Source organism: Nocardioides sp. WJ219, from assembly GCF_058559815.1.
Map to the genome: position 1 here is coordinate 63,052 of NZ_JBZUJV010000013.1, position 25,979 is coordinate 89,030.

At 73.8% G+C, this 25,979-nt stretch carries 28 protein-coding genes; 14 read left to right on the forward strand and 14 right to left on the reverse strand.

The genetic code is table 11. The features are described from left to right. Window positions 1-131: 131 nt before the first annotated feature. Together AC4MBH_RS22605 and AC4MBH_RS22610 are read left to right on the forward strand one after the other, a co-directional pair. Window positions 132-1,127 (forward strand): TIGR01777 family oxidoreductase, encoded by a 996-nt coding sequence (locus tag AC4MBH_RS22605; protein ID WP_491797665.1) that lies wholly within the window; start codon window positions 132-134, stop codon window positions 1,125-1,127. Between the two features lie 85 nt (window positions 1,128-1,212). Further along, complete coding sequence (locus tag AC4MBH_RS22610; protein ID WP_491797666.1) at window positions 1,213-2,661, forward strand: protein adenylyltransferase SelO; 1,449 nt, start codon at window positions 1,213-1,215, stop codon at window positions 2,659-2,661. On the opposite strand, the gene rlmC is transcribed toward AC4MBH_RS22610, so the two are convergent. Then, complete coding sequence (gene rlmC, locus AC4MBH_RS22615) at window positions 2,646-3,767, reverse strand: 23S rRNA (uracil(747)-C(5))-methyltransferase RlmC (protein ID WP_491797667.1); 1,122 nt, start codon at window positions 3,765-3,767, stop codon at window positions 2,646-2,648. The two genes, AC4MBH_RS22610 and rlmC, sit on opposite strands and share 16 nt — an antisense overlap. A 64-nt stretch (window positions 3,768-3,831) precedes the next feature. Between rlmC and AC4MBH_RS22620 the strand changes: the two genes are divergently transcribed. From AC4MBH_RS22620 to AC4MBH_RS22640, 5 genes are all read left to right on the forward strand, one after another. Then, window positions 3,832-5,172 (forward strand): flavin-containing monooxygenase, encoded by a 1,341-nt coding sequence (locus tag AC4MBH_RS22620; RefSeq protein WP_491797668.1) that lies wholly within the window; start codon window positions 3,832-3,834, stop codon window positions 5,170-5,172. After that, window positions 5,169-5,744, forward strand: a complete 576-nt coding sequence (locus AC4MBH_RS22625; protein WP_491797669.1) for a TetR/AcrR family transcriptional regulator — start codon at window positions 5,169-5,171, stop codon at window positions 5,742-5,744. Before AC4MBH_RS22620 ends, AC4MBH_RS22625 begins: the two co-directional genes overlap by 4 nt. Next, the gene (locus tag AC4MBH_RS22630; protein ID WP_491797670.1) at window positions 5,741-6,619 is read left to right on the forward strand and encodes an alpha/beta hydrolase; all 879 of its coding nucleotides are present in this window, start codon (window positions 5,741-5,743) and stop codon (window positions 6,617-6,619) included. The genes AC4MBH_RS22625 and AC4MBH_RS22630 overlap by 4 nt, the downstream gene beginning before the upstream one ends. A gap of 414 nt (window positions 6,620-7,033) precedes the next feature. Then, entirely contained in the window at window positions 7,034-7,210 is a 177-nt protein-coding gene (locus AC4MBH_RS22635) for a putative endonuclease domain-containing protein (protein ID WP_491797671.1), read from the forward strand. Between the two features lie 156 nt (window positions 7,211-7,366). Beyond that, window positions 7,367-9,178: an N-acyl-D-amino-acid deacylase family protein gene (locus AC4MBH_RS22640; protein WP_491797672.1), complete on the forward strand. Its 1,812-nt coding sequence runs from the start codon at window positions 7,367-7,369 to the stop codon at window positions 9,176-9,178. A 27-nt stretch (window positions 9,179-9,205) separates the two neighbouring features. Here the strand turns inward: AC4MBH_RS22640 and AC4MBH_RS22645 are convergent, their stop codons facing one another. Further along, a complete protein-coding gene (locus AC4MBH_RS22645) occupies window positions 9,206-9,979 on the reverse strand; it encodes an SDR family oxidoreductase (protein ID WP_491797673.1) in 774 nt (257 codons plus the stop codon). After that, window positions 9,976-10,554 carry a TetR/AcrR family transcriptional regulator gene (locus tag AC4MBH_RS22650; RefSeq protein ID WP_491797674.1) on the reverse strand — a complete coding sequence of 193 codons (579 nt, stop codon included), beginning with the start codon at window positions 10,552-10,554 and terminating at the stop codon, window positions 9,976-9,978. Before AC4MBH_RS22650 ends, AC4MBH_RS22645 begins: the two co-directional genes overlap by 4 nt. Before the next feature lie 78 nt (window positions 10,555-10,632). Between AC4MBH_RS22650 and AC4MBH_RS22655 the strand changes: the two genes are divergently transcribed. Together AC4MBH_RS22655 and AC4MBH_RS22660 are read left to right on the forward strand one after the other, a co-directional pair. Further along, window positions 10,633-10,926, forward strand: a complete 294-nt coding sequence (locus AC4MBH_RS22655) for a GNAT family N-acetyltransferase (RefSeq protein ID WP_491797675.1) — start codon at window positions 10,633-10,635, stop codon at window positions 10,924-10,926. A 10-nt stretch (window positions 10,927-10,936) separates the two neighbouring features. Beyond that, entirely contained in the window at window positions 10,937-12,109 is a 1,173-nt protein-coding gene (locus AC4MBH_RS22660) for a PP2C family protein-serine/threonine phosphatase (protein ID WP_491797676.1), read from the forward strand. A gap of 151 nt (window positions 12,110-12,260) precedes the next feature. Here the strand turns inward: AC4MBH_RS22660 and fadD1 are convergent, their stop codons facing one another. Genes fadD1 through AC4MBH_RS22675 form a run of 3 tightly spaced genes read right to left on the reverse strand, consistent with a single transcriptional unit; the run spans window position 12,261 to window position 15,382 of the window. After that, window positions 12,261-13,838: a fatty-acid--CoA ligase FadD1 gene (fadD1, locus tag AC4MBH_RS22665; RefSeq protein WP_491797677.1), complete on the reverse strand. Its 1,578-nt coding sequence runs from the start codon at window positions 13,836-13,838 to the stop codon at window positions 12,261-12,263. 1 nt (window position 13,839) lies between these two features. Continuing rightward, complete coding sequence (locus tag AC4MBH_RS22670) at window positions 13,840-14,688, reverse strand: LLM class F420-dependent oxidoreductase (RefSeq protein ID WP_491797678.1); 849 nt, start codon at window positions 14,686-14,688, stop codon at window positions 13,840-13,842. 55 nt (window positions 14,689-14,743) lie between these two features. Further along, window positions 14,744-15,382, reverse strand: coding sequence for a LuxR C-terminal-related transcriptional regulator (locus AC4MBH_RS22675; protein ID WP_491797679.1), 639 nt, complete (start codon window positions 15,380-15,382; stop codon window positions 14,744-14,746). A gap of 321 nt (window positions 15,383-15,703) precedes the next feature. On the opposite strand from AC4MBH_RS22675, the gene AC4MBH_RS22680 reads away from it, so the two are divergent. After that, complete coding sequence (locus AC4MBH_RS22680; protein WP_491797680.1) at window positions 15,704-16,660, forward strand: iron-containing redox enzyme family protein; 957 nt, start codon at window positions 15,704-15,706, stop codon at window positions 16,658-16,660. After that, complete coding sequence (locus AC4MBH_RS22685; protein ID WP_491797681.1) at window positions 16,657-16,908, forward strand: CDGSH iron-sulfur domain-containing protein; 252 nt, start codon at window positions 16,657-16,659, stop codon at window positions 16,906-16,908. Before AC4MBH_RS22680 ends, AC4MBH_RS22685 begins: the two co-directional genes overlap by 4 nt. A gap of 1 nt (window position 16,909) precedes the next feature. Here AC4MBH_RS22685 and AC4MBH_RS22690 read toward each other — a convergent pair whose 3' ends face one another. Then, window positions 16,910-17,536 carry a methyltransferase gene (locus AC4MBH_RS22690; protein WP_491797682.1) on the reverse strand — a complete coding sequence of 209 codons (627 nt, stop codon included), beginning with the start codon at window positions 17,534-17,536 and terminating at the stop codon, window positions 16,910-16,912. A 98-nt stretch (window positions 17,537-17,634) separates the two neighbouring features. Here AC4MBH_RS22690 and AC4MBH_RS22695 point away from each other — a divergent pair, with 98 nt between their 5' ends. Continuing rightward, window positions 17,635-18,279, forward strand: coding sequence for a response regulator transcription factor (locus AC4MBH_RS22695; RefSeq protein ID WP_491797683.1), 645 nt, complete (start codon window positions 17,635-17,637; stop codon window positions 18,277-18,279). A gap of 15 nt (window positions 18,280-18,294) precedes the next feature. On the opposite strand, the gene AC4MBH_RS22700 is transcribed toward AC4MBH_RS22695, so the two are convergent. From AC4MBH_RS22700 to AC4MBH_RS22715, 4 genes are all read right to left on the reverse strand, one after another. Beyond that, the gene (locus AC4MBH_RS22700; RefSeq protein WP_491797684.1) at window positions 18,295-18,966 is read right to left on the reverse strand and encodes an HAD family hydrolase; all 672 of its coding nucleotides are present in this window, start codon (window positions 18,964-18,966) and stop codon (window positions 18,295-18,297) included. Next, a complete protein-coding gene (locus AC4MBH_RS22705) occupies window positions 18,963-19,373 on the reverse strand; it encodes a hypothetical protein (protein ID WP_491797685.1) in 411 nt (136 codons plus the stop codon). Before AC4MBH_RS22705 ends, AC4MBH_RS22700 begins: the two co-directional genes overlap by 4 nt. Window positions 19,374-19,432: 59 nt before the next feature. Next, on the reverse strand, window positions 19,433-20,083 hold the full coding sequence (locus AC4MBH_RS22710) for a helix-turn-helix transcriptional regulator (protein WP_491797686.1): 651 nt from the start codon (window positions 20,081-20,083) through the stop codon (window positions 19,433-19,435). Between the two features lie 77 nt (window positions 20,084-20,160). Next, window positions 20,161-20,460: a MerR family transcriptional regulator gene (locus AC4MBH_RS22715; RefSeq protein ID WP_491797687.1), complete on the reverse strand. Its 300-nt coding sequence runs from the start codon at window positions 20,458-20,460 to the stop codon at window positions 20,161-20,163. A 108-nt stretch (window positions 20,461-20,568) separates the two neighbouring features. Between AC4MBH_RS22715 and AC4MBH_RS22720 the strand changes: the two genes are divergently transcribed. After that, the gene (locus AC4MBH_RS22720) at window positions 20,569-21,006 is read left to right on the forward strand and encodes an Hsp20/alpha crystallin family protein (protein WP_491797688.1); all 438 of its coding nucleotides are present in this window, start codon (window positions 20,569-20,571) and stop codon (window positions 21,004-21,006) included. A gap of 79 nt (window positions 21,007-21,085) precedes the next feature. Here the strand turns inward: AC4MBH_RS22720 and AC4MBH_RS22725 are convergent, their stop codons facing one another. Next, window positions 21,086-22,072 (reverse strand): LLM class F420-dependent oxidoreductase, encoded by a 987-nt coding sequence (locus tag AC4MBH_RS22725; RefSeq protein WP_491797689.1) that lies wholly within the window; start codon window positions 22,070-22,072, stop codon window positions 21,086-21,088. A gap of 98 nt (window positions 22,073-22,170) precedes the next feature. Here AC4MBH_RS22725 and AC4MBH_RS22730 point away from each other — a divergent pair, with 98 nt between their 5' ends. Then, on the forward strand, window positions 22,171-22,824 hold the full coding sequence (locus AC4MBH_RS22730) for a LuxR C-terminal-related transcriptional regulator (RefSeq protein WP_491797690.1): 654 nt from the start codon (window positions 22,171-22,173) through the stop codon (window positions 22,822-22,824). Window positions 22,825-22,837: 13 nt separating this feature from the next. Here the strand turns inward: AC4MBH_RS22730 and AC4MBH_RS22735 are convergent, their stop codons facing one another. Next, window positions 22,838-23,257, reverse strand: coding sequence for an SRPBCC family protein (locus tag AC4MBH_RS22735; protein WP_491797691.1), 420 nt, complete (start codon window positions 23,255-23,257; stop codon window positions 22,838-22,840). A gap of 364 nt (window positions 23,258-23,621) precedes the next feature. Further along, a complete protein-coding gene (gene lon, locus AC4MBH_RS22740) occupies window positions 23,622-25,940 on the reverse strand; it encodes an endopeptidase La (protein WP_491797692.1) in 2,319 nt (772 codons plus the stop codon). Window positions 25,941-25,979 lie beyond the last annotated feature (39 nt).

The window sequence follows — 25,979 nt, forward strand, 5'->3', positions numbered from 1 at the left end:
CCCGCAGGCCTCTGCCCTCTAGGGCATGTGACGAAATGTGACCGTTCGGGGCGTCCGTCCTGGTCACAACGAGCCATCCCGTCGCACACCCGAACTTTGAACATGTTCAAAAAGTGTCCTATCCTGGTCCGGTGAAGGTGGTGCTGCCCGGTGGGACCGGCCAGGTCGGATGCGTGCTCAGCCGCGCGCTCGTGGCCCACGGGCACGAGGTGGTGGTGCTCAGCAGGCGACCCCAGGCTGCGACGGCCGGCGTCCGGTACGTCGCGTGGGACGGCCGCACCCTCGGCCCGTGGGCGCAGGAGCTCGAGGGTGCCGACGTGGTGGTCAACCTCGCCGGCCGGAGCGTGAGCTGCCGCTACACCGAGGCCAACCTCCGCCAGATGATGGATTCCCGCGTCGAGTCGACCCGGGCCGTCGGCGAGGCGCTGTCGCGGGCCGAGCGGCCCCCGCGGGTGTGGCTGCAGATGAGCACCGCCACCATCTACGCCCACAGCCCGGGACCCGGCGGGCCCGCACACGACGAGGCGAGCGGGGTGCTCGGTGGCGACGAGCCGGACGTGCCGTCGTACTGGGAGTACAGCGTGCGGATCGCCCGGCACTGGGAGGCCGCCCAGGCCGAGGCCGACCTGCCACACACGCGTCGGGTAGCGCTGCGCACGGCCATGGTGATGAGCCCCGACCGCGGCGGCGTCCTCGACTACCTGCTGTGGCTCGCCCGGCTCGGCCTCGGCGGCCCCGTCGCCGGCGGTCGGCAGCACGTCTCGTGGATCCACGCCGACGACCTCGTGCGCGCCGTGCTGTTCCTGGTCGAGCGCGACGACCTCGACGGACCGGTCAACCTCGCCTCGCCCGGACCGCTCCCGCAGCAGGACCTGATGCGGGTCCTGCGCCGGGCCTGGGGCCGGCGACCCGGCCTGCCGGCGACGAGGTCGATGGCCGAGATCGGCGCGTGGGCCCTGCGCACCGACACCGAGCTCCTGCTCAAGAGCCGCCGGGTGGTGCCGGGGCGCCTGCTCGACGCCGGCTTCGTCTTCGCGCACCCCACGTGGGAGACGGCTGCCCGCGACCTGGTGGCGCAGGTGCGCCAGCGGCGGAACCGGTGGCGGTGGTCTCGAGACAGGCGCTAGCGCGTCTTCCTCGACCACCGTGGGTCACCGATGTGCGCAGGCTCGAGGCCTCCGACGCACCCGGCCGGTCCGTAGCCTCGAACCCATGGGCACCCCTGTCATCCTCGACCACCGGTTCGCCGACGCGCTGCCCGAGCTCGCCCTCCCGCGCCAGGCCGAGGAGGCGCCCGACCCCCGCCTGCTGGTGCTCAACGAGCCGCTCGCCGCCGAGCTCGGCCTCGACCCCGACTGGCTGCGCAGCGACGACGGCGTCCGGTTCCTGGTCGGCAACCTCGTGCCCGAGGGAGCCGAGCCGGTGGCCCAGGCCTACGCCGGCCACCAGTTCGGGGGCTACAGCCCGCGGCTCGGTGACGGCCGAGCCCTGCTGCTCGGCGAGCTCACCGACACCGACGGCGGGCTGCGCGACCTGCACCTGAAGGGCTCGGGCCGGACGCCGTTCGCCCGCGGGGGCGACGGCCGTGCGGTGGTCGGCCCGATGCTGCGCGAGTACGTCGTCAGCGAGGCCATGCACGCGCTCGGCATCCCCACCACCCGGTCGCTCGCCGTCGTCGCGACCGGCCGCACGGTCCAGCGCGAGGTGCCGCTGCCCGGCGCCGTGCTGTCCCGGGTCGCGTCGAGCCACCTGCGGGTCGGCAGCTTCCAGTACGCCCGCGCGCTGCACGCCCAGGAGCCGGGGGCCGACCTGCTGCGCCGCCTCACCGACCACGCGATCGCCCGGCACCACCCGCACGCCGCGCAGGCCGACGTCCCGGCGCTGGCGCTGTTCGAGTCCGTGGTCGCGGCGCAGGCCGAGCTGGTCTCGCGCTGGATGCTGGTCGGCTTCGTGCACGGCGTGATGAACACCGACAACATGACGATCTCGGGCGAGACCATCGACTACGGACCCTGCGCGTTCCTCGACGCCTACGACCTCTCGACCGTCTTCAGCTCGATCGACGAGGGCGGTCGCTACGCCTTCGGCAACCAGCCGCCGGTGGCGGAGTGGAACCTCGCGCGGCTCGCCGAGGCACTGCTGCCCCTGGTCGACGACGACCAGGACCGGGCGATCGAGATGGTCACCGAGGCGCTCGGTGGGTTCCGCGAGCAGTGGGCCCGCGCCCAGGGCGCCGGCTGGCGCACCAAGCTGGGCCTGTCCGGGGCGGCAGCCGACGACCCGGCGGCCGAGCAGGTGGTGGCCGACCTCCAGCAGCTCCTGCAGGCAGCCCGGGCCGACCTCACGTCGTTCCTGGTGGCCCTGGCCGGGGGCACCGCGCGCGACCACGTGCTCGACCTCGCCGCCTTCGACGACTGGCACCAGCGGTGGCAGGCGCTCGGGCCCGACGTCGAGCTGGTGCGGCGCACCAACCCGGTGCGGATCCCCCGCAACCACCGGGTCCAGGAGGCCCTGGACGCCGCCGACGCCGGCGACCTCGCGCTGCTCGGGCCGCTGCTGCAGGCCGTCACGACCCCGTACGGCGACCGGCCCGACCTGGCCGGCTACGCCGAGCCCGCCCCCGAGGGGGCCGGCCACTACACGACCTACTGCGGGACCTGACGTCCGAGCAGCACCGCCACCTCGTAGTGGTCGGTGTGCGGGAACATGTCGAGCACCCGCGCCTCGCGCGGGACCCACGACGGCAGGGCGGCGAGGTCGCGGGCCAGCGACCCGACGTGGCAGCTGGAGTAGACCAGCGTCGTCGCGGACGACGCGTCCAGGGCCGCGCACAGCTCGGGGCCGAGCCCGCGCCGGGGCGGGTTGACGACGACGAGGTCGGCGTCGAGGGCCCCGACGGCGGTGGCGTCGCCGACGGCGAAGGTGGCCTCGAGGCCGAGCTCGGCGGCCGTCGTCCGCGCGCTCGCCACGGCCTGCTCGCTCACCTCGACGCCGTGCACCCGGCGTCCGGGCGCGGCGAGGTGCAGCGCGAACCCGCCGACGCCGCAGTAGAGGTCGAGCACGCTGGCGGGCGCCACCCGGTCGGCCCACGTCCGCGCCTGGCCGTAGAGCGCAGCCGCGACCGCGGTGTTGGTCTGGAAGAAGCTGCGCGGGCCCAGGTGCAGCCCGACCCCGCCGACGTCGACCCGCAGCGTCGCCTGCTCGGTGAGCAGCACCTCGTCGGCGCCCTCGAGCACCGCCTTGTGCTCGGGCTGGAGGTTGGCGCTGACCACGACCACCTCGGGATGCTCGGCGAGCAGCGCGGGCAGGTGCTTGCGCAGCCGGGGCAGGCCCTCGGTCGTGCGCAGCACCCAGCGCACGAGCAGCTCGCCCGCCGGCGACTCGGTGACCAGCAGGTGCTTGAGCTCACCGCGCCGGGTCGGGACGTCGTACGGCGTGAGGCGGGCGGCGGTGACCAGCCGCGCGAGCGCCGGCAGCACGGCGTGCATCCGCGGGGAGTAGAGGGCGCAGCCACGCAGGTCGACGCCCCGGCCGTCGGTGTCGAGGATCCCCAGCGTCGGCGCCTCGACCGTGCCGCCGACGACCATCTTGGCCTTGTTGCGGAAGCCTGCCTCGGCGCTGGCGACGGGCGGCAGCCAGGCGAGGTCGGGCCGGTCGGCGAGCGCGGCGCGGGCGTGGGCGGCCTTGGCGGCGAGCTGGTCGCCGTACGGCATCAGCAGGTGGGTGCAGGAACGGCACAGACCCGCCTCGAAGTAGCCGCACCGCACCGACCCAGGCTAGCGACCGCCCGCACGGGTTGACGCGTGTCAAATTCGGCGTAGGGTCCGCGGCGTGACCTGGACCACAGCCACTCCCCCCACCGTCGCCGTCATCGGCGCCGGCATCAGCGGCCTCACCTCGGCCAAGATGCTCGCCGACTACGGCGTCCCGTTCACCGTCTTCGAGACCTCCGACCGGGTCGGGGGCAACTGGGCGTTCGGCAACCCCAACGGCCACAGCAGCGCCTACCGCTCGCTGCACATCGACACCTCCAAGCACCGGCTGTCGTTCAAGGACTTCCCGATGCCGGCCGACTACCCCGACTTCCCGCACCACACCCAGATCAAGGCCTACCTCGACTCCTACTGCGACGCCTTCGGGCTGCGTCAGCACATCGAGTTCGAGAACGGCGTGCAGCACGCGGCCAAGATCCCGGCGGCGGACGGCGGCGGCTGGGCGATCACCGACCAGCGCGGCGACGTACGCCGCTTCGACCTGCTCGTGGTCGCCAACGGCCACCACTGGGACCCGCGGACCGCCGAGTTCCCCGGGGAGTTCACCGGCGAGGCGATCCACTCCCACCACTACATCGACCCCCAGACGCCGCTCGCGCTCAGCGGCAAGCGCATCCTGGTCGTCGGGCTCGGCAACAGCGCCGCCGACATCTCGGTCGAGCTGTCCAGCAAGTCGCTGCAGAACGAGGTCACGCTCTCCACCCGCAGCAGCGCGTGGATCGTGCCCAAGTACGTCTACGGCCTGCCGGCCGACAAGTACTTCGTCACCTCGCCGCACGTCCCGCTGCACTGGCAGCGCTGGGTGATCCAGAAGATGCAGTTCATGACCGGGTCCAACCCCGAGCTCTACGGCCTGCCCCCGGCCAACCACAAGTTCTTCGAGGCCCACCCCACGCAGTCGGTCGAGCTGCCGCTGCGGCTCGGCTCGGGCGACATCACGCCGAAGGGCGACATCGCGCGGCTCGACGGCCGCACCGTGCACTTCGAGGACGGCACGTCGAGCGAGTTCGACGTGATCGTCTACGCCACCGGCTACAACATCACGTTCCCGTTCTTCGACCCCGAGCGGGTCAGCGCGCCCGGCAACCGCATCCGCCTGTTCAAGCGGATGTTCAAGCCCGGCACGGACGACCTGGTGTTCATGGGGTTCGCCCAGGCGACGCCGACGCTGTTCCCGTTCGTCGAGGCGCAGGCCCGGCTGCTGGCGGCGTACGCCGTCGGGGCCTACGTGCCGCCGGACCCCGAGGAGATGGAGCGGGTGATCGACTCCGACCAGCAGAAGTTCACCGGCCACGTGCTCGACCGGCCACGCCACACCCAGCAGCTCGACTACTTCGTCTACGAGCACGACCTGCGGGCCAAGGAGATCCCCGCGGGTCTGGCCCGGGCACGCCGATGACCAAGGGCGACGAGCGCCGTACGGCGCTGCTCGAGGCGCTCGACCTCGAGCTCCAGGAGTCGAGCCTGGAGTCGATCACCATCGCCGACATCTCGCGGCGCGCCGGCGTCACGCGCTCGGCGTTCTACTTCTACTTCGAGAACAAGGCGCTCGCGACCGCCGCCCTGATGGAGCAGCTGTACGACGACTCGATGGCCGCCGCCGCCCTCCTCACCGCCGGCGACGGCCCGCCGGCCGCGCGGGTGGAGGCGATGGTGCGTGCGCTGTTCGGGGCGTGGGACCGCCACCAGCACCTGTTCCGGGCGATGCTCGACGCCCGGGCCTCCAGCACCGCCGTCCGCGAGATGTGGGACGCCGACCGCACCTCGTTCGTGCCGACGGTCGCGGCGGTCGTCGCGGCCGAGCGCCCCGACCTCGACGAGGCCGGCGCCGCCGCGCTGGCCTCGGTGCTCCTCGAGCTCAACGACCGGATGCTCGAGCGGCTCGCGCTCGGCGGCGACCTCACCCACGAGCAGCTGGTCGACACGGTCGTGTCGATCTGGCTGCGCAGCATCTACGGAGACCGCGCATGAGCCCGACCACCGTCACCTTCCTCTCCGGCGGCGACACCCTCGACGCCTGGCACTTCCCGGGTGCCCCCGACCGTCCGGTCGTCGTGATGGCGCACGGGCTGGCCGGCACCAAGGACTCCGGGCTCGCCGCGTTCGCCGAGCCGCTCGCCGCCGCTGGCTACCACGTGCTCGCCTTCGACTACCGCGGGTTCGGCGCCTCCGGGGGCACCCCGCGGCAGACCGTGTCGATGAGCGCCCAGCAGGCCGACTACCGCGCGGCGGTCGACGCCGCCCGCAAGCTGGCGGGCGTCGACCCCGCCCGCGTGGTGCTGTGGGGCGTCTCCCTCGCCGGCGGGCACGTGCTCGCGGTCGCCGCCGGCCGCGACGACGTCGCCGCCGTCGTGTCGCTGACCCCGCTCGTCGACGGCCTCGCCGCCGGACGGCTGGCCCTGCAGCACCACTCGCTGGCGTCGATCGCGCGCAGTACCGCGCTCGGGCTGCGCAGCCGGGTGGGCAGCCGGGTGCGCGGGCCGCGGATGATGCCGGTCGTCGCCCGCCCCGGCGAGCTCGGCGCGCTCACGCTCGACGGCTGCCTCGAGGACTACCAGGCCATCGCCGGACCCACCTGGGTCAACGAGGTCGACGCCGCCGTCGGCCTCGAGCTCGGCCGGCACCGTCCGGCCAGGGTGGCCTCGAAGGTGACCGCCCCCACCCTCGTGCAGATCACCGACTTCGACCGCAGCGCTCCCCCGCACGCCGCGGCCAAGGCGGCCTTCGCCGCGCGGGCCCTGGTGCGCCACTACCCCGGCGACCACTTCGACGTGTACGCCGGCAAGCCCTGCCACGACGCGGTGGTGCGGCACCAGGTGGCCTTCCTCGACCGGACCTTCGCCTGACGGCGCGCCTGTAGATGGGCGGCGTCGCGCGCTACGGGGCACTGACCTCGGTCGTGACCCGGTCGGACCTCGACGCAGCGGTCGCGGCCGGCGAGGTGGTGCGGGACGCCCGCGGCGTCTACGCCCTGCCCGAGGCCGACGAGGCCGTCCGGATCGCGGCCCGGCTCGGCGGCGCGCTGTCCCTGACCAGTGCGGCCCTGCGCCACGGCTGGGGCGTCAAGATGGTGCCCCGGAAGCGCCACGTCGCCGTGCGGCGCGGGCGCAGGCCCGGCGCGCGGGCGAGGCTGGCCCACGTGCACTGGATCGACCTCGGACCTGCCGACGTCGTCGACGGGGTGACCGCGCCCGGCGTCACGCTGCTGCAGTGCTTGCGCACCCTCCCGGAGGCCGACTCCTTCGAGTGGCACGGCAGCCGTGCTGCCCTCGCGCGACTGCCGCCGCTACAACCGGGTGGTCGTCGGCGGGTGGATGGTCCTGCGGTTCACCTACGAGGACGTCATGTGCCACCCGGACGAGGTGCGCGAGGTGCTCCTCGAGGCGGTGGCCCTCGCCGAGCTCCTGGCGGGCGGACGGCCCGGCCGCGCGGCGTGAGTGCCTCCCGCACGACGACGACCAGAGGTCGGTGTCGCGACGCTGTCCAGGCGGGGCCGGCCGCCGCGCGCGGCACCTCTGGTCGTCGCTGTGCGGCCACCACCGGGACCGGACACCTGTCTTGACGGGTGTCAGGACACCGGCTCCAATGGGTCGGTGACCTACGACACCATCATCCGCGGCGGCCGCTGGTTCGACGGGACCGGCGCACCGTCCGCGGTGCGGCAACTCGGCGTCCGCGGCGGGGTCGTCGTCGCCGTCTCGACCGAGCCGCTCGAGCCGGGACCCGACACCCGCGTCGTCGACGCCGAGGGCCGCTGGGTGATGCCGGGCATGGTCGACATCCACACCCACTACGACGTCGAGGTGCTGGAGGGCCCGGGCCTGTCCGAGTCGGTGCGCCACGGCATGACCACGATCCTGCTCGGGTCGTGCTCGCTGTCGACGGTGCACGTGGGCGGCGTCGACGCCGGCGACCTCTTCGGCCGCGTGGAGGCGATCCCGCGCCAGCACGTCATCGCCGCGGTCGAGAAGCACCAGGACTGGTCGACCCCCACCGAGTACGTCGCCGCCCTCGAGCGGCTGCCGCTGGGCCCGCACCTGGCGGCGTTCCTGGGTCACTCCGACATCCGCACGGCGACCATGGGGCTCGACCGCGCGACCCGTCCCGAGGTCCGCCCGACCGCGGCCGAGCAGGCGCGGATGGAGCAGCTGCTCACCGACGCCCTCGATGCCGGGTTCGTCGGGATGTCGGCCCAGCAGCTGCTCTTCGACAAGCTCGACGGCGACACCTGCCGGTCCCGCACGCTGCCGTCGACGTACGCCAGGGGCAGGGAGATGCGGCGGCTCAACGGCATCCTGCGGCGCCGCGGTCGCGCCCTGCAGGCCGGGCCCGACGCGAGCCACCCGCACACGATCGTCACCCAGGCGCTCGGCTCCATCGGGCTGGGGCGCAAGCCGCTCAAGACCAGCCTGCTCTCGGCCGCCGACATCAAGGCGATCCCGTTCGTCATCCACCTGATGAACGGCCTGGCCGGCGCCGTCAACCGTGCCGGCGCCGACTTCCGGTGGCAGCACCTGCCGGTGCCGTTCGAGGTCTACGCCGACGGCATCGACCTGGTCATCTTCGAGGAGTTCGGCTCCGGCGCCGCGGCGCTGCACCTGAACGAGAAGATCGCCCGCGACGACCTGCTCCGCGATCCGGTCTACCGCGCCTGGTTCCGCAAGGACTACGAGAGCAAGTACGGCCCGCGGGTGTGGCACCGCGACCTCTTCGACGCCGAGATCGTGGCGTGCCCCGACGCGTCGATGATCGGGAAGTCGTTCGGTCAGGTCGGCCTGGAGCGGGGAGCCGCCGGTGGGTCGAGCCACCCCGTCGACGCCTTCCTCGACCTCGTGCTCGAGCACGGCACCGACGTCCGCTGGCGCACCACGATCAGCAACCACCGCCCCGCGGTGCTGCGGAAGATGGCGCAGAGCCCCCACGTGCAGATGGGGTTCTCCGACGCCGGCGCCCACCTGCGCAACATGGCCTTCTACAACTTCGGCCTGCGCCTGCTGCGCCACGTGCACGACGCCGAGGTCGCCGGCACGCCGTTCCTCTCCGTCGAGCAGGCCGTGCACCGCCTCACCGGCGAGCTCGCCGACTGGTACGGCCTCGACGCCGGCCACCTGCGCGAGGGCGACCGCGCCGACCTGGTCGTCGTCGACCCCGCGGCCCTCGACGACCGCCTCGACGGCTACCACGAGTCGCCGGTCGACCAGTACGACGGGCTGTCCCGCATGGTCAACCGCAACGACGCCGCCGTCCCGCTGGTGATGGTCTCCGGCCGCGTCGTCGTCGAGGACGGCATCCCCACCGACCTCCTCGGCACCGAGCGCACCGGCGCCTTCCTCCGGGCCGGCCAGAAGGTGGCCCCGGTGGTCCCGTCGGTGTCGCCGGCGACGACGGCGCTGGCGGCGGGATAGTCCCGGCGGGAAGCCGTGCGACGACGGTCACGGGACCGGCGCCTCGGGGTTGACCTCGATGAGGTTGACGTGGACGCCGCGCGGTGAGTCGACGACGTAGGCGATGGCGTCGGCGAGCGCCTGCGGCTTCAGGAAGTGCGGGTGCCGGGCCAACCCGAACCGCTCCCAGTGCGTCAGCACGGACGCCGCCTCGTCGACGTTCCAGTCGGCGCCCATCTCGCTCCAGGTCGGCCCGGGACGCACGATCGAGGCGCGGACGCCGGTGCCCTCCAGCTCCATCTGCATCGCGTGCACCATGCCCTCCAGGCCCCACTTGCCCGCGGCGTACGCCGACATGAACGGCCGCGCGCGCACCGCGACGTCGGACGACACGAAGACCACGTCGCCGCGGCGGCGCCCGACCATGGCGGGCACGAACGCGCGCACCAGCCGGTGGGCGCCGGTGATCGCGAGGTCGACCTCGCTCGCGAACCGGTCGCTGTCGACCTCGTGGATCGTGCCCGGGGCGACGGCGCCGGCGTTGGAGACGACGGTCTCGACGACGCCCAGCACGGCGGTGACCCCGGCGGCGAACGCCGTGACGGAGTCGGGGTCGGTGACGTCGAGGGGTCGGACGACGACCTCGCCGCCGCTCTCGCGGATGGAGGCGGCGAGGTCGTCGAGCCGGTCGACCCGGCGGGCGCCGAGCGCCACCGGGTGGCCGGCCGCGGCCAGGGTCAGCGCGGTCGCCGCACCGATGCCGGACGAGGCGCCGGTGACGACGGCGGGCCGGCGCGCGGGGCGGTCGTACCTGCCGCTCACGTGTTGCCGCGCAGGATCGTCGCGACGACCGTGTCGAGCCGGTCGCCCAGCTCGGCGTAGGTGAGCACGCCCATCCCGGCCTGCAGCAGGGCACCGGAGAACGCCAGGGTGAGTGCGTCCAGCAGCGCGGGCGTGCTGCGCGCCGCGAGCGCCTCGTCGAACCGACGCACGAACACCGCTCCGATCCGCACCCGCAGCTGCTCGACGTCGGGGTCGGAGCTCAGCAGGGCCGGGGTGACCGCGGCCGCGAGCGCGGGTGCGGCGGCGAGCCGCTCGGCCATCCGGCGGGTCACGCTCTGCACCCGGGCGGTGGGCGTGCGGCCGGTGGGCTCGAAGGCGTCGTCGTCGGTCAGGTAGCCGAGGAAGAGCTCGGCGAAGAGATGGTTCTTCGACGCCAGGTAGGTGTACGCCGTCGCCGGCGAGACCCCCGCGCGTGCGGCCACGGTGCGGACCGTGAGAGCCTCGTGCCCGACGGCCCGCAGCTCCTCGTCGCCGGCCACCAGCAGCTTGGTCAGGGTCTCGGCCTGGCGGCTGCGCAACCCGGAGCGCGACGACTTGAACACCTGACTGGACATGTGTCCAGAATAGGTCGCGGCCGCTGCCCGCGGCAAGCGCCGGAGCCGGGTGCCGACGCCGCTGCCTACGCTGGCTGCATGGCACCCCAGGACGAGACGCCGGTCGAGGTCGTCGACAACCCGGCCGAGCACCGGTTCGAGATCCGGTACGGCGACCGGACGGCCGGCTTCACCGTCTACCAGGAGCGCGCCGAGGGCTGGGCGTTCGTGCACACCGAGGTCGCCGACGACCTCGAGGGCCACGGCCTGGCGGCCCGCCTGGTCCGCGAGGCGATGGACGCCATGGCCGAGCGCGGCACGCGGGTGGTCCCGGTGTGCTCCTACGTGCGGTCCTGGCTGGACAGGCACCCCGACCACCCCGTCGCCCGCTAGCGCCGACCCGGTGACCGGCGTGTCGACCGGCGTGCCGTCCGGCCTCCGGGCCGCGGCGCTCGTGCTCGAGCGGGCCGCCCGGCGCCTGCCGGACGAGCTGGTCCACGTGGTCGCCGAGGTCGCCCGCGAGGTGTGGTCGGCCGGTGAGGTCGTGCTCCTCGTCGCCACGCACGAGCAGACCGAGCTGGTGCGGCTCGGGTCGTCGGTCCGCGCCGCCGTCCCCCTCGACGACGGCGCGGCCGCACGCTGCTGGTGCGACGGCGTGCCGGTGCTCGACGGGACGACGACCTGGGTGCCGGTCACGCACCGTGGCGACCGGCTCGGGGTGCTCGGTGTCGGGGCGGCGGCCGCGCCGCCCGTCGCCGACGTCGCGGCGTGCGCCGACGCGGTCGCCCTGCACCTGGCCGCGAGCCGCGGCTACAGCGACGGCGTCGAGGCCGCGCGGCGCACGCAGGAGATGACGACGGGCGCCGAGCTGCTCGCCTCGCTGGTGCCGCCGCTCGGCTACACCGACGAACGCGTCTCGCTCGCGGCGGCGCTGGAGCCGACGTACTCCTCCGGCGGCGACGCCCTCGACCACGCGGTCGACGGCGACGTGCTGCGCACGATGATCCTCGACGCCACCGGCCATGGCTTCCCGGCGGCGCTGGTCAGCGCGGTGGCGACGGCGGCCTACCGCAGCGCCCGCCGCGCCGGCGAGGACCTGATCGGCACCTGGACCGCGATGGACCGGTACGTCGGCGACAGCGGCCACGACGACGACCACGTCCGCTACGCCACCGCGCTCCTGGTCGAGCTGCACCTCGGCACCGGGCGGCTGGCGTGGGTCAGCGCCGGGCACCCGCCGCCGGTGGTGCTGCGCGCCGACGGCGAGGTCACGCTGCCCGAGGCCGACGTCGCACCCCCGCTCGGCACCGGCCTCGGCGGCGCGCCCGAGGTCGCCGAGGAGTACCTCGAGCCCGGCGACCTCCTGCTCCTGCACACCGACGGCATCACCGAGGCCCGCGCCCTCGACGGCACGATGCTCGGCCTCGACGGCCTGCTGGCGATGCTGCGCGCCGAGCGCGACCGCGGCGGACTGCTCGCCGAGCAGCTGCGCCGGATCCGCCTCGCCCTCCTCGCCCGCGACGACGCCTGGCTCAGCGACGACGCCACCGCCGTGCTGGTGCAGTGGCACGGCTGAGCGCGTACGCCGGTCGGGTGGTTTCGAGACGGTTGCTAGCGCAACCTCCTCAACCACCGGCGGTCGGTGACCCACGCTGGTCGAGGAGGCCGGCCACGGCCGTCTCGAGACCACTCCCCCACGCTGGTCGAGCCCCGCGGCACGACCGCCGTCAACCGGCGGCGTAGCGGCGGCCGCGCTCCTCGCGGGTCCACAGGACGCCGTTGCCGGGGGTGGGGCCCTGGGCGGCGAGCTCGCGCTTGATCACCTTGTTGGTGGCGGTGGAGGGCAGGGAGGGGGCGATGCGGACGAAGCGGGGCCAGGCCTTGGCCGGCAGGTCGGCCTGCTCGGCGAGGAACTGCTCGAGCTCTGCCGGCGTCAGCTCGGCGCCGTCGGCGAGGACGATCGCGGCCATCACCTGGTCGCCGACGTTGCCGTCGGGGACGGCGTACACCGCGACCTGCGAGACCACCGGGAGGCGCCCCAGGATGCGCTCGATCGGGGCGGCGGCGAGGTTCTCGCCGTCGACGCGCATCCAGTCGGCGGTGCGGCCGGCGAGGTAGATCCAGCCGTCGGCGTCGCGGTAGGCCAGGTCGCCCGACCAGTACATGCCGTGCCGCATCCGCTCCTCGTTGGCCGACTCGTCGTTGTAGTAGCCCTGGAAGTAGCCGGCGCCGTTGACGTTGACGAGCTGCCCGACCGCACGGTCGGCGTTGACCAGCCGGCCGCTCTCGTCGAACTCGGCCACCTCGCACTCGGTGACCGTCTCGGCGTCGTAGATCGCCACGCCCTCCATCCCCTGGCCGATCGAGCCGGGGGGCGTGCCGGGCGCGCGGGTCACGATGATCGCCAGCTCGGTCGAGCCGAAGCCGTCCATCACCTGGCAGTCGAAGCGACGCGAGAACTCCGCGATGTCGCGGTCGCTCGCCTCGTTGCCGAAGGCGACGCGCAGGGTGTTGTCGGCGTCGTCGGGCTGCTCGGGCGTGGCGAGCACGTAGGCCAGCGGCTTGCCGACGTAGTTCAGGTACGTCGCGCCGTAGCGCCGCACGTCGGCGAGGAACCCCGAGGCGGAGAACCGCGCCGGCACCATCGTCGCCGCGGCGCCGACCGCGACCGCCCACCCGGCGACGACCGCGTTGGAGTGGAACAGCGGCATCGAGATGTAGCAGACGTCGTCGGCGGTCACCGAGAACCGCTCGACCAGGTTGAGCCCCGAGAACAGCACCATCAGGTGGGCCACCTGGACCGCCTTGGGCTCCCCGCTGGTGCCCGAGGTGAAGATCATCATGAAGGTGTCCATCGCCTCGACCTCGCGGTAGGGGACGAGGTCGCCGACCGTGGTGGGCGCGGTGCGCAGCTCGTCGACGTCGAGCACGCGCACGCCCGCCAGGTCGAGGCCGTCGAGCAGCTCGCGGTGCTCGGCGTCGACGACGAGCAACCGGCAGTCGGAGCGGCGTACGTCGGCCAGCAGCGCGTCGCCACGGCGGGTGGTGTTGAGCCCGACGAGCACGTAGCCACCCAGGGCGGCCGCGGCCATCGCCCGCAGCATGTCGGGGGTGTTGCCGAGCAGGACGCCGACGTGCAGCGGCCGGTCGGGATCGGCGAGACGGGCCAGCGCGGCGGCCTCGGTGGCCGCCTCGTCGAGGTGCTCGCGCCAGGTCAGGGACAGGTCACCGGAGCGCACGGCGACCCGGTCGGCGTGCTCGCCGGCGGCGAGCTCGCGCAGCAGCTGCTGGACGTTGTCGGCCACCTCAGGCACCCAGCCCGAGTCGGCCCGCGAGCCGGTCGAGGTAGGCGACCACCTCGTCGGCGGGCTTGTCGGGCACGCCCCAGATCAGGTCGGTCGCCCCGGCCGCCGCCCACGACCCGAGGTCCTCCGGCGAGGGCCGGGTCGCGATCAGCACGTGGACCTGCGGCTCGCCGGTGCGCCCGGCGTCCTTCCACGCGGCCCGCAGGTCGTCGCACTTGGCGCCGATGTCGGACTCGACCGGGGTGGTCATCCAGCCGTCGGCGGTGCGCGCGATCCAGGCGAACGTCCGGGGCCCGCCTCCGGCCCCGATCACCAGCGGCACGTGCTCCTGCGTCGGCTTGGGGTAGGCCCACGACGGCCCGAACGAGACGAACTCGCCGTCGTAGGCCGCCTCCTCCTGCGTCCACAGGGCGCGCATCGCCTCGACGTACTCGCGCAGCACGGTGCGCCGCCGGTCCGCCGGGACGTGGTGGTCCTGCAGCTCGTCGGTGTTCCAGCCGAACCCGGCCCCGAGGGTGACCCGGCCGCCGGAGAGGTGGTCGAGGGTCGCGACCTGCTTGGCCAGGGTGATCGGGTCGGACTCGACCGGGAGCGCCACCGCGGTCGCGAGCCGGATCCGCGAGGTGACCGCGGCCGCCGTGGCCAGCGAGATCCACGGGTCGAGGGTGCGCGTGTAGCGGTCGTCGGGCAGCGTCTCGCCCCCGGTCGGGTGGGCGGCGTCGCGCCGCACCGGGATGTGGGTGTGCTCGGGCACGTAGATCGTGTCGAACCCCCGCTCCTCGGCGGCGACGGCGAGCGCGGCCGGGGTGATGCCGCGGTCGGAGGTGAAGAGGACGAGGCCGTTGCGCATGCCTGAATAGAACAGGTTCTACTTCCCGGCGTCCAGTGGTCCGTCCGGCAGGCTGCTACTCCTGCGGGTCGGCGGCGAACCCGTGCTGGAGGCACCAGACGACCGCCTGCGACCGGCTGGTCACGCCGATCCGGCGGTAGGCGCTGCGGATGTAGGTCTTGACCGAGTTGATCGACAGGTAGCTGCGCTCGGCGATCTCCTGGTTGCTCAGGCCCTGCGTGATCAGGGTGAGGACGTCGACCTCGCGCGGCGTGAGCCCGACGTCGTGGCCCAGGCGCAGCTCGACCTCCGCCTCGGACGCGAGGTGGTCGGCGTCGCCCGGCTCGAGGTGGCCCGCCGCGAGGACCGCCTTGAGCAGCTCCTCGTCGTCGACGCCGAGGGAGAAGTAGCCGTCGGCGCCACGGGCCAGGGCGCGCGAGGCGAGGTCGGGGCGCAGGTCCTGGGAGACGACGAGGACGGCGGCCTCGGTCTCCTTGACGAAGAACTCCAGGTCGGCGCCGTCGCGCTCGTGCAGCCCGATCGCGTCGTAGAGGATCACGTCGGGGTCGGTCGCACCGAACCCGGTCTCCATCTCCACCACCGCCACCTCCACCGGGTGGTGGCCGAGCATCGCCGAGAGGCCGGTGGCCACCACGTCGAGCGGACTGACCACGGCGACCCGGCACGGCCGGTCGACGGCGAGGGGTTCGGACATGCCCATTGTCTAGCGGAGGGGCCGTGCCCAAGCCAGAATGCTCACCCCTACGGGTGACGGACCCGTCCGTCGGCGCAGCACGGCGGCCTGCGGGGGTCTCGAGACGGCCGTGGCCGGCCTCCTCGACCGCCGTCGGTGACGGTGGTCGGCCGTCGTACGACGGCGACGGACGCTGGTCGAGCCGGGCGAGCGCCGGCGAGCCCGAGTCGAGACCCGGCGAGGTCGGGCACCCCGCGGGGTGGGCGGCACGCCTCTTAGGGGTGAAGGCGGTCACCCGTGCGGATGGACGGCTCCCTTGGGGCGCTGCGCCACGATCAAGCAGTGCTTCTTCCTCGTGCTCGCGGCGCCCTGAGCGCCTGGCTCATCGACGTGCTCCGGGGCCCTGCCGCCTCGTCGCTGTCGCCCGCGGTCCCGCCCGTCTCCGACGGTCGCGACGACGACGCGATCTCGTTGTGGCTGCTGCAGGAGCTGCACTACCGCGGCTTCGACGACGTCGACGACCGCTGGGAGTGGTCGCCGACGACGTTGCAGGTGCGGGCCCGGCTCGAACGGTCGCTCGAGGCCACGCTGCGCGAGCGGTACGACGCCGCCGGGCTCGACGCCACCACCGACGTCGTGGCCGACCTGCAGTCCATCGCGGCCGGTGACCACGGCCCGTCCCTGGCCCGCCACGTGCAGCAGCACAGCTCGCGCGAGCAGACCGAGTCGCTGCTGCGGCAGCGCTCGATCTACCACCTCAAGGAGGCCGACCCCACGAGCTGGGTGGTGCCGCGGCTCACGGCCCGGCCCAAGGCGGCGCTCCTCGAGGTGCAGTTCGACGAGTACGGCAACGGCGACCCCGCCCGGCTGCACCACGCGCTCTTCGAGCAGGGCCTGGAGTCGTGCGGCCTGTCGCCGGCGTACGGCGCGTACGTCGACGAGACCCTCCCCGAGGTGCTGGAGCAGAACAACGCGCTCTCGATGTTCGGCCTGCACCGGCGGCTCCGCGGCGCCGCCCTCGGCCACCTCGCGGCCTTCGAGGCGACGAGCTCGATCCCGTCGCGCCAGCTCGCCCAGGGTCTGCGCCGCCTGGACTTCCCGGACCCGATGGCGGCCTACTACGACGAGCACGTCGAGGCCGACGCCGTCCACGAGCAGGTGGCGCTGCGCGACATCTGCCTGGCGCTGGTCGAGGAGGAGCCCGAGATGGCCGACGAGGTGCGGTTCGGCGCCTGGTCGTGCATGGACCTCGAGGCCCGCACCGCTTCGGCGCTGTTCGGCCTGTGGGCGGTGGCGTGACCGAGGCGCCCGACGCCTTCCCCGGCGACCCGTACGACTACGAGGTCCGCACGGCCGACGGCATCCTCGTCGAGGGCGTCGTGTGCCCCGGCGGACCGGTGCTGGTGCGGGGAGACGTGGTCGTCGAGGACGAGGCCGGCACCCGCCACGCGAGCCACCGGCCGGTGTCCGCCGTCTGCCGGTGCGGCAAGTCGTCGCTCGCGCCGTGGTGCGACGGCACCCACAAGCTGTTGCCGGGCGGCCGCTGACTCAGGCGCGCACGAGCCTCAGCACCAGGCCGCGCGCCGACGTACGCCGCCCGCCGTCGTGCCACGAGGCGCCGTCGACGACCCGGGCCACCACCGCGTCGGCCTGCTCGTCGTCGCCGAGCTGCAGCAGCAGGCTGCCGTCGCGCACCAGGCACGACCGGGCCGCGTCGACGCAGGCGAAGGCGATGTCGAGCCCGTGCGGGCCGCCGTCGATCGCGATCGTGGGGTCGGCGGGGAAGCGGCCGATGTCGGCCGTCGGCACCCAGGGCGGGTCGGCCAGCACGAGCGCGAACTGCTCCCCGGCCTCCACCGCCGTCTCCAGCCGCGCCTCGCGCACGTCGACCCGGTGGTCGAGGCCGGCGCCGACGGCGTTGAGCCGCGCGAAGTCGCAGGCGGCCGGGTTGAGGTCGACGGCGACGAGCCGGCGATCGGTGGCGGCCACCACGAGCAGCCCGATGTGCCCCGCGCCGGTGCACAGCTCGAGCACCGGCCCCGGGGGCGCCTGGGCCAGCAGCTCGGCGGCCCACTCCGACTGCAGCGCCGTCCACGGGCGGGGCTCGAGCACCCGGTCGTCGTACTCGAACACGAGCCCGGAGATGCGCGTCGATCGGCGCTCGTAGGTGGTCACGGGCCCACCCTGCCCGCCGCGTCACCTGCAGGCTCCCTGCCGAGGGGTGAACGGGCGAAGCGTGCCCCTCACCCCCGTGGGCTCGGTACGATGCTCGAATGCCCGCCAAGCCTGTGCGCGTCGCCATCGTCAACGACTACGACATCGTGGTCGCGGGGACGGCGGCCGTGCTGGCGCCGTACGACGACCGGGTGCACGTGGTCGAGCTCGACACCAGCGTCCCGGTCGTGAGCGACGTCGACGTCGTCCTCTACGACTCCTTCGGGCAGGTGCAGGGCGACTCGATCGACATCAGCACGCTGATCGCCGGCTCGCCGGCCAAGCTCGTGGTGTTCAGCTGGAACACCGAGCCCGAGCTGGTCGCCCGGGCGATCAAGGGCGGCGCCGCGGGCTACGTCTCCAAGGGTCTCGAGGCCGCCGACCTCGTCGCGGCGATCGAGCGGGTCCACGCGGGTGAGCAGGTGATCACCGACGGCGACGGCGGCGAGGAGTTCGGCCGGTGGCCCGGTGACGAGCTCGGGCTGAGTGCCCGCGAGGCCGAGGTGCTGGCACTGATCTGCCAGGGGCTCAGCAACCACGACATCGCCCAGCGCGCCTTCATCGGCATCAACACCGTCAAGACCTACATCCGCACGCTCTACCGCAAGATCGGCGTCGCCAGCCGTACCCAGGCCGTGCTGTGGGGCATCGAGCACGGGTTCGAGCCCGACCGGTCCCGGATCATCGTCGACCGCCTCAACTGACCCAGCCCCAGCAGCTCAGCGCGGCAGCAGCGAGCCGGTCGTCCGGAGGTGCTCGGCCAGCGCCGCCGGGGTCTCGTGCACCGCGACGGCCCCGGCGTCGCGCAGGTCGGCCTCGGTGGTGCCACCGGTCAGCAGCCCGATGCAGGGCACGCCGGCGTCGCTCGCGGCGAGGACGTCCCACACGGCGTCGCCCACCATCACCGCACGGTCGGCCTCGACGGACTCCAGCGCCACCGACACCAGGTCGCCGGCCGGCTTGCTCGCGCCGGCGTCGGCGCCGCTCACCAGGTCGTCGAGGAGGTGCCGGGACCCCTCGAGCACGTCGAGCAGCCGGTCGGTCAGGTCGCGCTCGCTCGAGGTCGCGAGCACGATGTCGAGGTTCTTGTCGTGCAGTGTCTGCAGCAGGTCGGCCGCGCCCTCGGTGGGGACGATGCGCGGGAAGAGGTCGTCGAGCCGCCGCGGGTGGCGCGCCCGCAGCTCGTCGCCGAGGGCACGCTCGACCTGCTCGCCCGCTGCCTCGGCCACCAGGCGGTCGCCGCCCATGCCGATGAGGCGCTGCAGGCGGTGCGAGGGGACGCGCAGGCCGACGTCGCGGAACGCCGCCTGCCACGCGAGCACGTGCACGGGCACCGAGTCGACCAGGGTGCCGTCGAGGTCGAGGACGACGGTGTGCGGCTGGGCGGTCACTCCCGCACCTCCCGCAGCCTGGCCAGCGCGGCGACGAACCCGTCGACGTCCCGCAGGGTCAGCGTCGCCCCCGGGTGGCGCAGCCGGCCGGTGGGGTCGAGGACCCGGACGGGTTCGTGGAAGGTGAAGCACACGGCGTCGTCGGCGTTGGTGGCGAAGGTGACGCCCCGGTCGGAGAACGACAGGTGCGGTGGCCCGGCGGTCTTGAGGTAGGAGAAGCCGCCGGTCCGGTGCACCTGGTCGAGGTTGGCCAACGGTGTGCGGAGCCGCCACCAGCCGAACCGCACCCGGAGCCCGTCGGGGTCGACCTCGACCCAGGCCGTCGACCCGGTGACCCCGGCCAGGAGTGCCGGCGCCCGGTAGGACCGGGCGAACGCGAAGTCGAAGCGGGTGGTCCCGAGCGCCATGCGACGAACCTAGGCGCCCCGCTCCGCGGACGATCCCCCTGAGCGGGTGAGCGGCCGTCCTAGAAGCCGTGCTCGATGCCCCAGAGCACGGCCTGCGACCGGCTGGCGACGTTCATCTTGCGGTAGGCGGTCCGGACGTAGGTCTTGACCGAGTTGATCGACAAGAAGAGCTGGCCGGCGATCTCCTCGTTGCTCAGCCCCCGGCAGATGCCCCTGATCACGTCGGCCTCGCGGGGCGACAGGAGGTCGTCGGGTCCGTGCGGGCGCTGCCGGCTGCCGGCGCGCCCGCGGTCGCCCCGCCGGAGGAAGGCGTCGTCGATCGCCTCGAGGAGCACGCGCACCTCGACGCTGAGCGGGAGCACCCGCACCGCGCCGAGGTCACGGGCCCGGGTCTCCGTGCGGGGGCTGAGGTCCCAGGCGAGGGCGATCCGCGGGACGCCCGGCGCGGGCTGCGGCGGTCGCCGGTCCTCGAGGTCGAACACGTCGACGTGGGCACGGGAACGCTGGGTGTCGGGCAGCAGCTCGACGCGGTCGGCCTCGTCCCCCAGGAGGGCGTCGAGGCCGGCGCGCACGAGCACGGCGACGTGGAGGGACACGCGGACGGGCCGCGAGACCTCGACGGTGGGCACGGCACGCAGCCGCGTCGGCGGCTGCTCCGTGCGAGCAACCGGCGGGAACGGGGGGGAGACGGGACGGTAGGCGGTGGCCATGACGGACCCTTTTCATCACACCGACGAGAGAGGTCCGGGTTTGGGACCGACGTCGACGGACCCATGTTACTCCCCCGTCAGGCCGGCCCCGACCGCGTGCCGCGCCGCAGTCGTGCGTTGGCCTGGCGCAGCCGGACCACCTCGGCCTCGAGCGCCACCACCCGCGCGACGCCGGCCAGGTTGAGCCCCTCGGCCAGCAGCTCCCGCACCCGGTGCAACCGGTCGATGTCCGCCGCCGAGTAGAGCCGGGTGCCGCCTGGCGTGCGGTCGGGGTTGACCAGGCCGCGGCGCTCGTAGACCCGGAGGTTCTGGATCTCCATCGACACCATCTCGGCCGCGACCGAGATCGCGTAGACGCCCTGGGAGGTTGCTGGCACGAGGTTGACAATGCCTGATCCGAAGAATACAAACAACCTGTAACCGTTGATACAGATCGGAGCCCGGCGACGTGCCGGACCCGACTCGATCCAGTACAGGAGGACACCATGCTGCTGCGCAACACCGACCCGTTCCGCGACCTCGACCGCCTCACCCAGCAGCTGCTGGGCACCTCCGTCGGCACCTCGAGCCGCCCGGCTGTCATGCCCATGGACGCCTGGCGCGAGGGCGACCGCTTCGTCATCGAGTTCGACCTGCCGGGGGTCGCGCCCGAGACCATCGACCTCGACGTCGAGCGCAACGTGCTGACGGTGCGCGCCGAGCGGCTGGCCCTCGGCGGCGACTGGCAGCTGCTGGCCAACGAGCGCACGCGCGGCGCCTTCAGCCGTCAGCTCGTCCTCGGTGACAACCTCGACCTCGAGAAGATCGAGGCGTCCTACGACGCCGGCGTCCTGCGCCTCGTCGTCCCGGTCGCCGAGCGGGCCAAGCCCCGCAAGATCGAGGTGGCCACCGGCGGGCGCGAGCCGGCCGCCATCCGGGCCTGACCGACCGCTCGACGACGCAGGGCCGGGAGACACGCTCTCCCGGCCCTGCGGCACGTGTGGCCGGTCGCCGGCCGGCGGCTCAGGGAGCGGCGGCGCGGAGCTTGTCGAGGAGCGGCTCGGCCGCCTCGTCGAGGAACCGCTGCTGGTGCCGGTCGCCGACCTGCACCAGGGCGACGTCGGTGAAGCCGGCCTCCCAGAACGGCGCCACGGCCGCCACGATCGCGTCGAGGTCGGGCCCGCAGGGGATCTGGTCGGCCACGTCCTCGGGCCGCACGAACTGCGAGGCGCCGGCGAACCCGGCCGGCGTCGGCAGGTCGGCGTTGACCTTCCAACCGCCGGCGAACCAGCGGAACTGCTCGTGCGCCAACGCCGTCGCCTCCTCGACGTCCGGCGCCCAGCAGATCGGGATCTGCCCCACCGCGCGCGCACCGTCGCCGATCCGCGTCGTCCCGTCGGTCGCGTTCCACTGCTCCACGAGGTCGGCGCGCGGCTCGACGGCCACCAGGTGGTCGACCAGCGGCCCGAACGCCTCGATCGAGCGCTCGCCGGAGACGGCGACGCCGATCTCCACCGGCTGCTCGGGCAGGTCCCAGATGCGGGCCGACTCGACGTCGAAGTACTCCCCGCGGTGGTCGACGAGGTCGCCGCCGTGCAGGGCCCGGATGATCTCGATCGCCTCGACGAGCATCTCCTGCCGGGCGCCGACCGCCGGCCACCGCTCGCCGACGACGTGCTCGTTGAGGTTCTCACCGCTGCCCAGGCCGAGCGTGAACCGTCCCTCGGCCAGGATCTGCAGCGTCGCCGCCTTCTGCGCCACCACGGCCGGGTGGTAGCGCATCGTCGGGCAGGTCACGTAGGTCATCAGCCCCACGCGCTCGGTCGCCTGGGCCACCGCACCCAGCACCGTCCACGCGTACGACGCGTGGCCCTGCTCGACCAGCCACGGGGAGTAGTGGTCGCTCGACACCTCGAAGTCGAACCCCGCACGCTCGGCGTGCTGGGCGTAGGAGACGAGCTCCCGCGGGCCGCTCTGCTCGGTCATCAACGTGTAGCCGAAGCGCGTCATGGAGCGACGCTCGCAGGCGCCCCCGGCACCAACATCACCCCTTGGCGTGAGGGTGCCGACCCGACGACCTCACCGCGGTTCTGGGAGGCTTCCGCTCCGTGACCACCGCAGGACCGGACGCCGCGCGACCCCTGCGGATCGCCGTCGTCAACGACTACGAGATCGTCGTCGCCGGCATCGCCGCCGTGCTCGAGCCGTTCGCCGACCGGGTGCGCGTGGTCGAGCTGGCCGCCGGGCTCCCCGTGGTCAGCGAGGTCGACCTGGTCCTCCACGACACCTTTGCGCAGCGCCAGGGCGGCGGGACGACGCTGGCCGACGTGGCCGCCGGCGGCGCCCGCGTCGTGGTCTTCAGCTGGAGCGACGACCCCGACCAGGTCGCGTCGGCGCTGGCGGCGGGCGCCTGCGGCTTCGTCTCCAAGGGGACGACGGCGGCGGCCCTCGTCGAGGCGCTCGAACGGGTCCACGCCGGCGAGCGGGTCGTCCCCGACGACGTGGGGGCGGTGCAGGAGGTCGGCCGCTGGCCCGGCGACGACGACGGCCTCAGCGCGCGGGAGGCCGAGGTGCTCGCCCTCATCTGCCGCGGCCTGAGCAACGAGGAGATCTCGGCCCGCGCGTACATCGGGATCAACACCGTCAAGACCCACATCCGCACGCTCTACCGCAAGATCGGGGTCACCCGCCGCACCCAGGCCGTGCTCTGGGGCTACGCGCACGGGTTCGAGCCCGACCGCGCCCGCGACCTCGCCCCGTGACCGGGGTGAGCCGTCAGAGCTGCTCGAGCGAGTCCTGCAGGCTCTCGGCCGCGACGTCGCCGAGGGCCGTCAGCGAGGGGAGCTCGAAGTTCTCCTGGCGGGGCGTGAACCGCACCTCGTAGGTGACCCGGCTCCCCCCGGTCGGCGTCCGCTGGACCGTGAACGTGTCGACCAGCTCCAGCCCGGTGGCCGCCCCCCGCAGCTGCAGGCAGCTCCCCTCGACGTACTGGGTGACGACGTAGTCGACCTCGGTCCGGAGCCCGCGGTACTTGGCGACGTTGTGGTACGTCGTACCGACCCCGCCGTCGCCGCTCGTGCGCTCGGTGGACACGGTCGGCGGGTCCCACTCCTCGGTGGTGGTGAAGTCCGCGAGGAACTCCCACACCGCCTCGGGCGGTCGGTCGACCGTGATCGTGCGCGCCACGACAGGCACGACGGCTCCCCCTCCCCATGGCTGCGGTTGAGCTTCGGCTGTGGCCCCGACCATCACCCGCCGACCCGTCCGCCAACCACACTCGCAGGGGTGGGTCGGAAGCGGGCGCCGCTCACCATCGGGACGTCGTACGACGGCCGATCGCCGACGGTGGTCGAGGAGGTTGCGCTGGCAACCGTCTCGAGACCACCCGACGACGGGCACCTCGCCGGGCCTCGACCCGGTCGGCGCGGGGGTCGTCCCGAGACGGGTCGGCGACCCGCCTCGACCAACGTCGGTCACCGCCCGGTGCGAGCGGTGACCCCGCTGGTCGAGGAAGGCGCGCTGGCGCCTGTCTCGAGACCACCTCTTGGCGCGCAGCTCCTCAGGCGGCCGCCGTCGCGACCTCGGCGGCCGGCTCCAGGGCACCGCGGACGACGTCGAGGACGTCGCCGACGACGTGCACGGTGAGGGCCTCGAGCACCTCGGCCGGGACGTCGTCGAGGTCGGGCTCGTTGCGCAGCGGGACGAACACCTCGGTGAGGCCGGCGCGCTGGGCGGCGAGCAGCTTCTGCTTGAGCCCGCCGATCGGGAGGACCCGCCCGTTGAGGGTGACCTCGCCGGTCATGCCCACCACGGCGCGCACCGGGCGGCCGGTGGCCATGGAGGTGAGGGCGGTGACCATGGTGATGCCTGCCGAGGGGCCGTCCTTGGGCACCGCGCCGGCCGGGACGTGCAGGTGGATCGACCGGTCGAGCACGGCCGGGTCGACGCCCAGCTCGCTCGCGTGGGAGCGCACGAAGGTCAGCGCGATGCGGGCCGACTCCTTCATCACGTCGCCCAGCTGGCCGGTGATGGTCAGCTCGGCCGGACCATCGTGCGCGGTGGCCTCGATGAACAGCACGTCGCCGCCGAGGCCGGTGACGGCCAGCCCGGTCGCGACGCCGGGCACCGCCGTCCGCTCCGCCGACTCGGGGAGGAAGCGCGGCCGACCCACCAGGTCGCGGAGGTCGGCGACGTCGATGTCGACACGCTCGGCGCCGGTGGCGAGCCGGGTGGCGGCCTTGCGCAGCGCCTTGGCCAGCAGCCGCTCGACCTGGCGGACGCCGGCCTCGCGGGTGTGGTTGGCGGCGAGCTCGCGCAGCGCCTCGTCGGTGATCGTCAGCTCCTCGGGCGTCAGCGCCGCCCGCTCCAGCTGCCGCGGCAGCAGGAAGTCACGGGCGATCGCGACCTTGTCGTCCTCGGTGTAGCCGTCGATGGTGACCAGCTCCATCCGGTCGAGCAGCGGGCCCGGGATCTCCTCGACGACGTTGGCCGTGGCGATGAACAGCACGTCGGACAGGTCGAGGTCGAGCTCGAGGTAGTGGTCGCGGAAGGTGTGGTTCTGCGCCGGGTCGAGCACCTCGAGCAGCGCCGCCGACGGGTCGCCGCGGTAGTCGGAGCCGACCTTGTCGACCTCGTCGAGGAGGACGACGGGGTTCATCGAGCCGGCCTCCTTGATCGCCCGCACGATCCGGCCCGGGAGGGCGCCGACGTACGTGCGACGGTGGCCACGGATCTCGGCCTCGTCGCGGACGCCGCCGAGCGCGACCCGCACGAACTCGCGGCCGAGCGCCCGGGCCACGGACTCGCCCAGGGAGGTCTTGCCGACGCCGGGAGGCCCGGCGAGCAGCACGACCGCGCCGGAGCCGCGACCGCCGACGACCTGCATCCCGCGCTCGATCCGGCGCGAACGGACGGCCAGGTGCTCGACGATCCGGTCCTTGACCTCCTCGAGGCCGTGGTGGTCGGCGTCGAGCACGGCCCGGGCAGCGACGAGGTCGGTGCTGTCGTCGGTGGTCGTGCCCCACGGCAGGTCGAGGACGGTGTCGAGCCAGGTGCGGATCCAGCCGGCCTCGGGGTTCTGCTCGCTCGAGCGCTCGAGCTTGTCGACCTCGCGCAGCGCGGCCTCGCGGACGGCGTCGGGCAGGCCCGGGTGCTCCTCGACGCGGGCGCGGTAGTCGTCGGAGCCGTCGGGCTCCCCCTCGCCGAGCTCCTTGCGGATCGCGGCGAGCTGCTGGCGCAGCAGGTACTCGCGCTGCTGCTGCTCCATGCCCTCGCGCACGTCCTCGCCGATCTTGTCGGTGAGCTCGACCTCGGCGAGGTGCTCGCGGGTCCAGGCGGTCAGCAGCTCGAGCCGCTGCTCGACGTCGGGCGTCTCGAGCAGCTCGCGCTTGCGCTCGTCCGCGAGGTACGGCGCCCAGCCGGCCGTGTCGGCCAGCGCGCCGGGGTCGGTGAGCCGCTGCACGGTGTCGACGACCTGCCAGGCCTCGCGGCGCTGCAGCAGCGCGACGACGAGCCGGCGGTAGTCGTCGGCCAGCTCGCGGGCCCGCTCGGTGGCGGGCTCGTCGGCGACGGGCTCGACGTCGACCCACAGGGCGGCGCCCGGGCCCGTCGTACCGCTGCCGATGCGGGCGCGGCGACCCGCGCGGATCACGGCGGCCGGGCCGCCGGAGCTGAGGCGGCCGGTGCGCTCGACGGTGGCCAGCACGCCGTAGGAGGCGTAGCGGTCGTCCAGGCGCGGGGCCAGGAGCAGGGTGCCGTCGCTGCCGGCGGTGGCGGCGTCGATGGCGGCCTGTGCGGCGTCGTCCAGCTCGACCGGCACCACCATGCCGGGCAGGACGACGAGGTCGGTGACGAAGAGGACAGGAAGGGAACGACTCATGCCGGCACAACGGCGTACCCCCGTGGGGTGTTCCGGTGT

Coding starts and splice junctions, on each gene's coding strand:
- AC4MBH_RS22710 (WP_491797686.1), bottom strand. CDS start 20,083: ATGGCCACCGCCTACCGTCCCGTCTCCCCCCCGTTCCCGCCGGTTGCT.
- AC4MBH_RS22670 (WP_491797678.1), bottom strand. CDS start 14,688: ATGCGCAACGGCCTCGTCCTCTTCACCTCCGACCGCGGCATCACCCCG.
- AC4MBH_RS22630 (WP_491797670.1), top strand. CDS start 5,741: ATGAGCCCGACCACCGTCACCTTCCTCTCCGGCGGCGACACCCTCGAC.
- AC4MBH_RS22705 (WP_491797685.1), bottom strand. CDS start 19,373: ATGGCGCTCGGGACCACCCGCTTCGACTTCGCGTTCGCCCGGTCCTAC.
- AC4MBH_RS22695 (WP_491797683.1), top strand. CDS start 17,635: ATGCCCGCCAAGCCTGTGCGCGTCGCCATCGTCAACGACTACGACATC.
- AC4MBH_RS22610 (WP_491797666.1), top strand. CDS start 1,213: ATGGGCACCCCTGTCATCCTCGACCACCGGTTCGCCGACGCGCTGCCC.
- AC4MBH_RS22675 (WP_491797679.1), bottom strand. CDS start 15,382: ATGTCCGAACCCCTCGCCGTCGACCGGCCGTGCCGGGTCGCCGTGGTC.
- AC4MBH_RS22720 (WP_491797688.1), top strand. CDS start 20,569: ATGCTGCTGCGCAACACCGACCCGTTCCGCGACCTCGACCGCCTCACC.
- AC4MBH_RS22625 (WP_491797669.1), top strand. CDS start 5,169: ATGACCAAGGGCGACGAGCGCCGTACGGCGCTGCTCGAGGCGCTCGAC.
- AC4MBH_RS22650 (WP_491797674.1), bottom strand. CDS start 10,554: ATGTCCAGTCAGGTGTTCAAGTCGTCGCGCTCCGGGTTGCGCAGCCGC.
- lon (WP_491797692.1), bottom strand. CDS start 25,940: ATGAGTCGTTCCCTTCCTGTCCTCTTCGTCACCGACCTCGTCGTCCTG.
- AC4MBH_RS22725 (WP_491797689.1), bottom strand. CDS start 22,072: ATGACGCGCTTCGGCTACACGTTGATGACCGAGCAGAGCGGCCCGCGG.
- AC4MBH_RS22655 (WP_491797675.1), top strand. CDS start 10,633: ATGGCACCCCAGGACGAGACGCCGGTCGAGGTCGTCGACAACCCGGCC.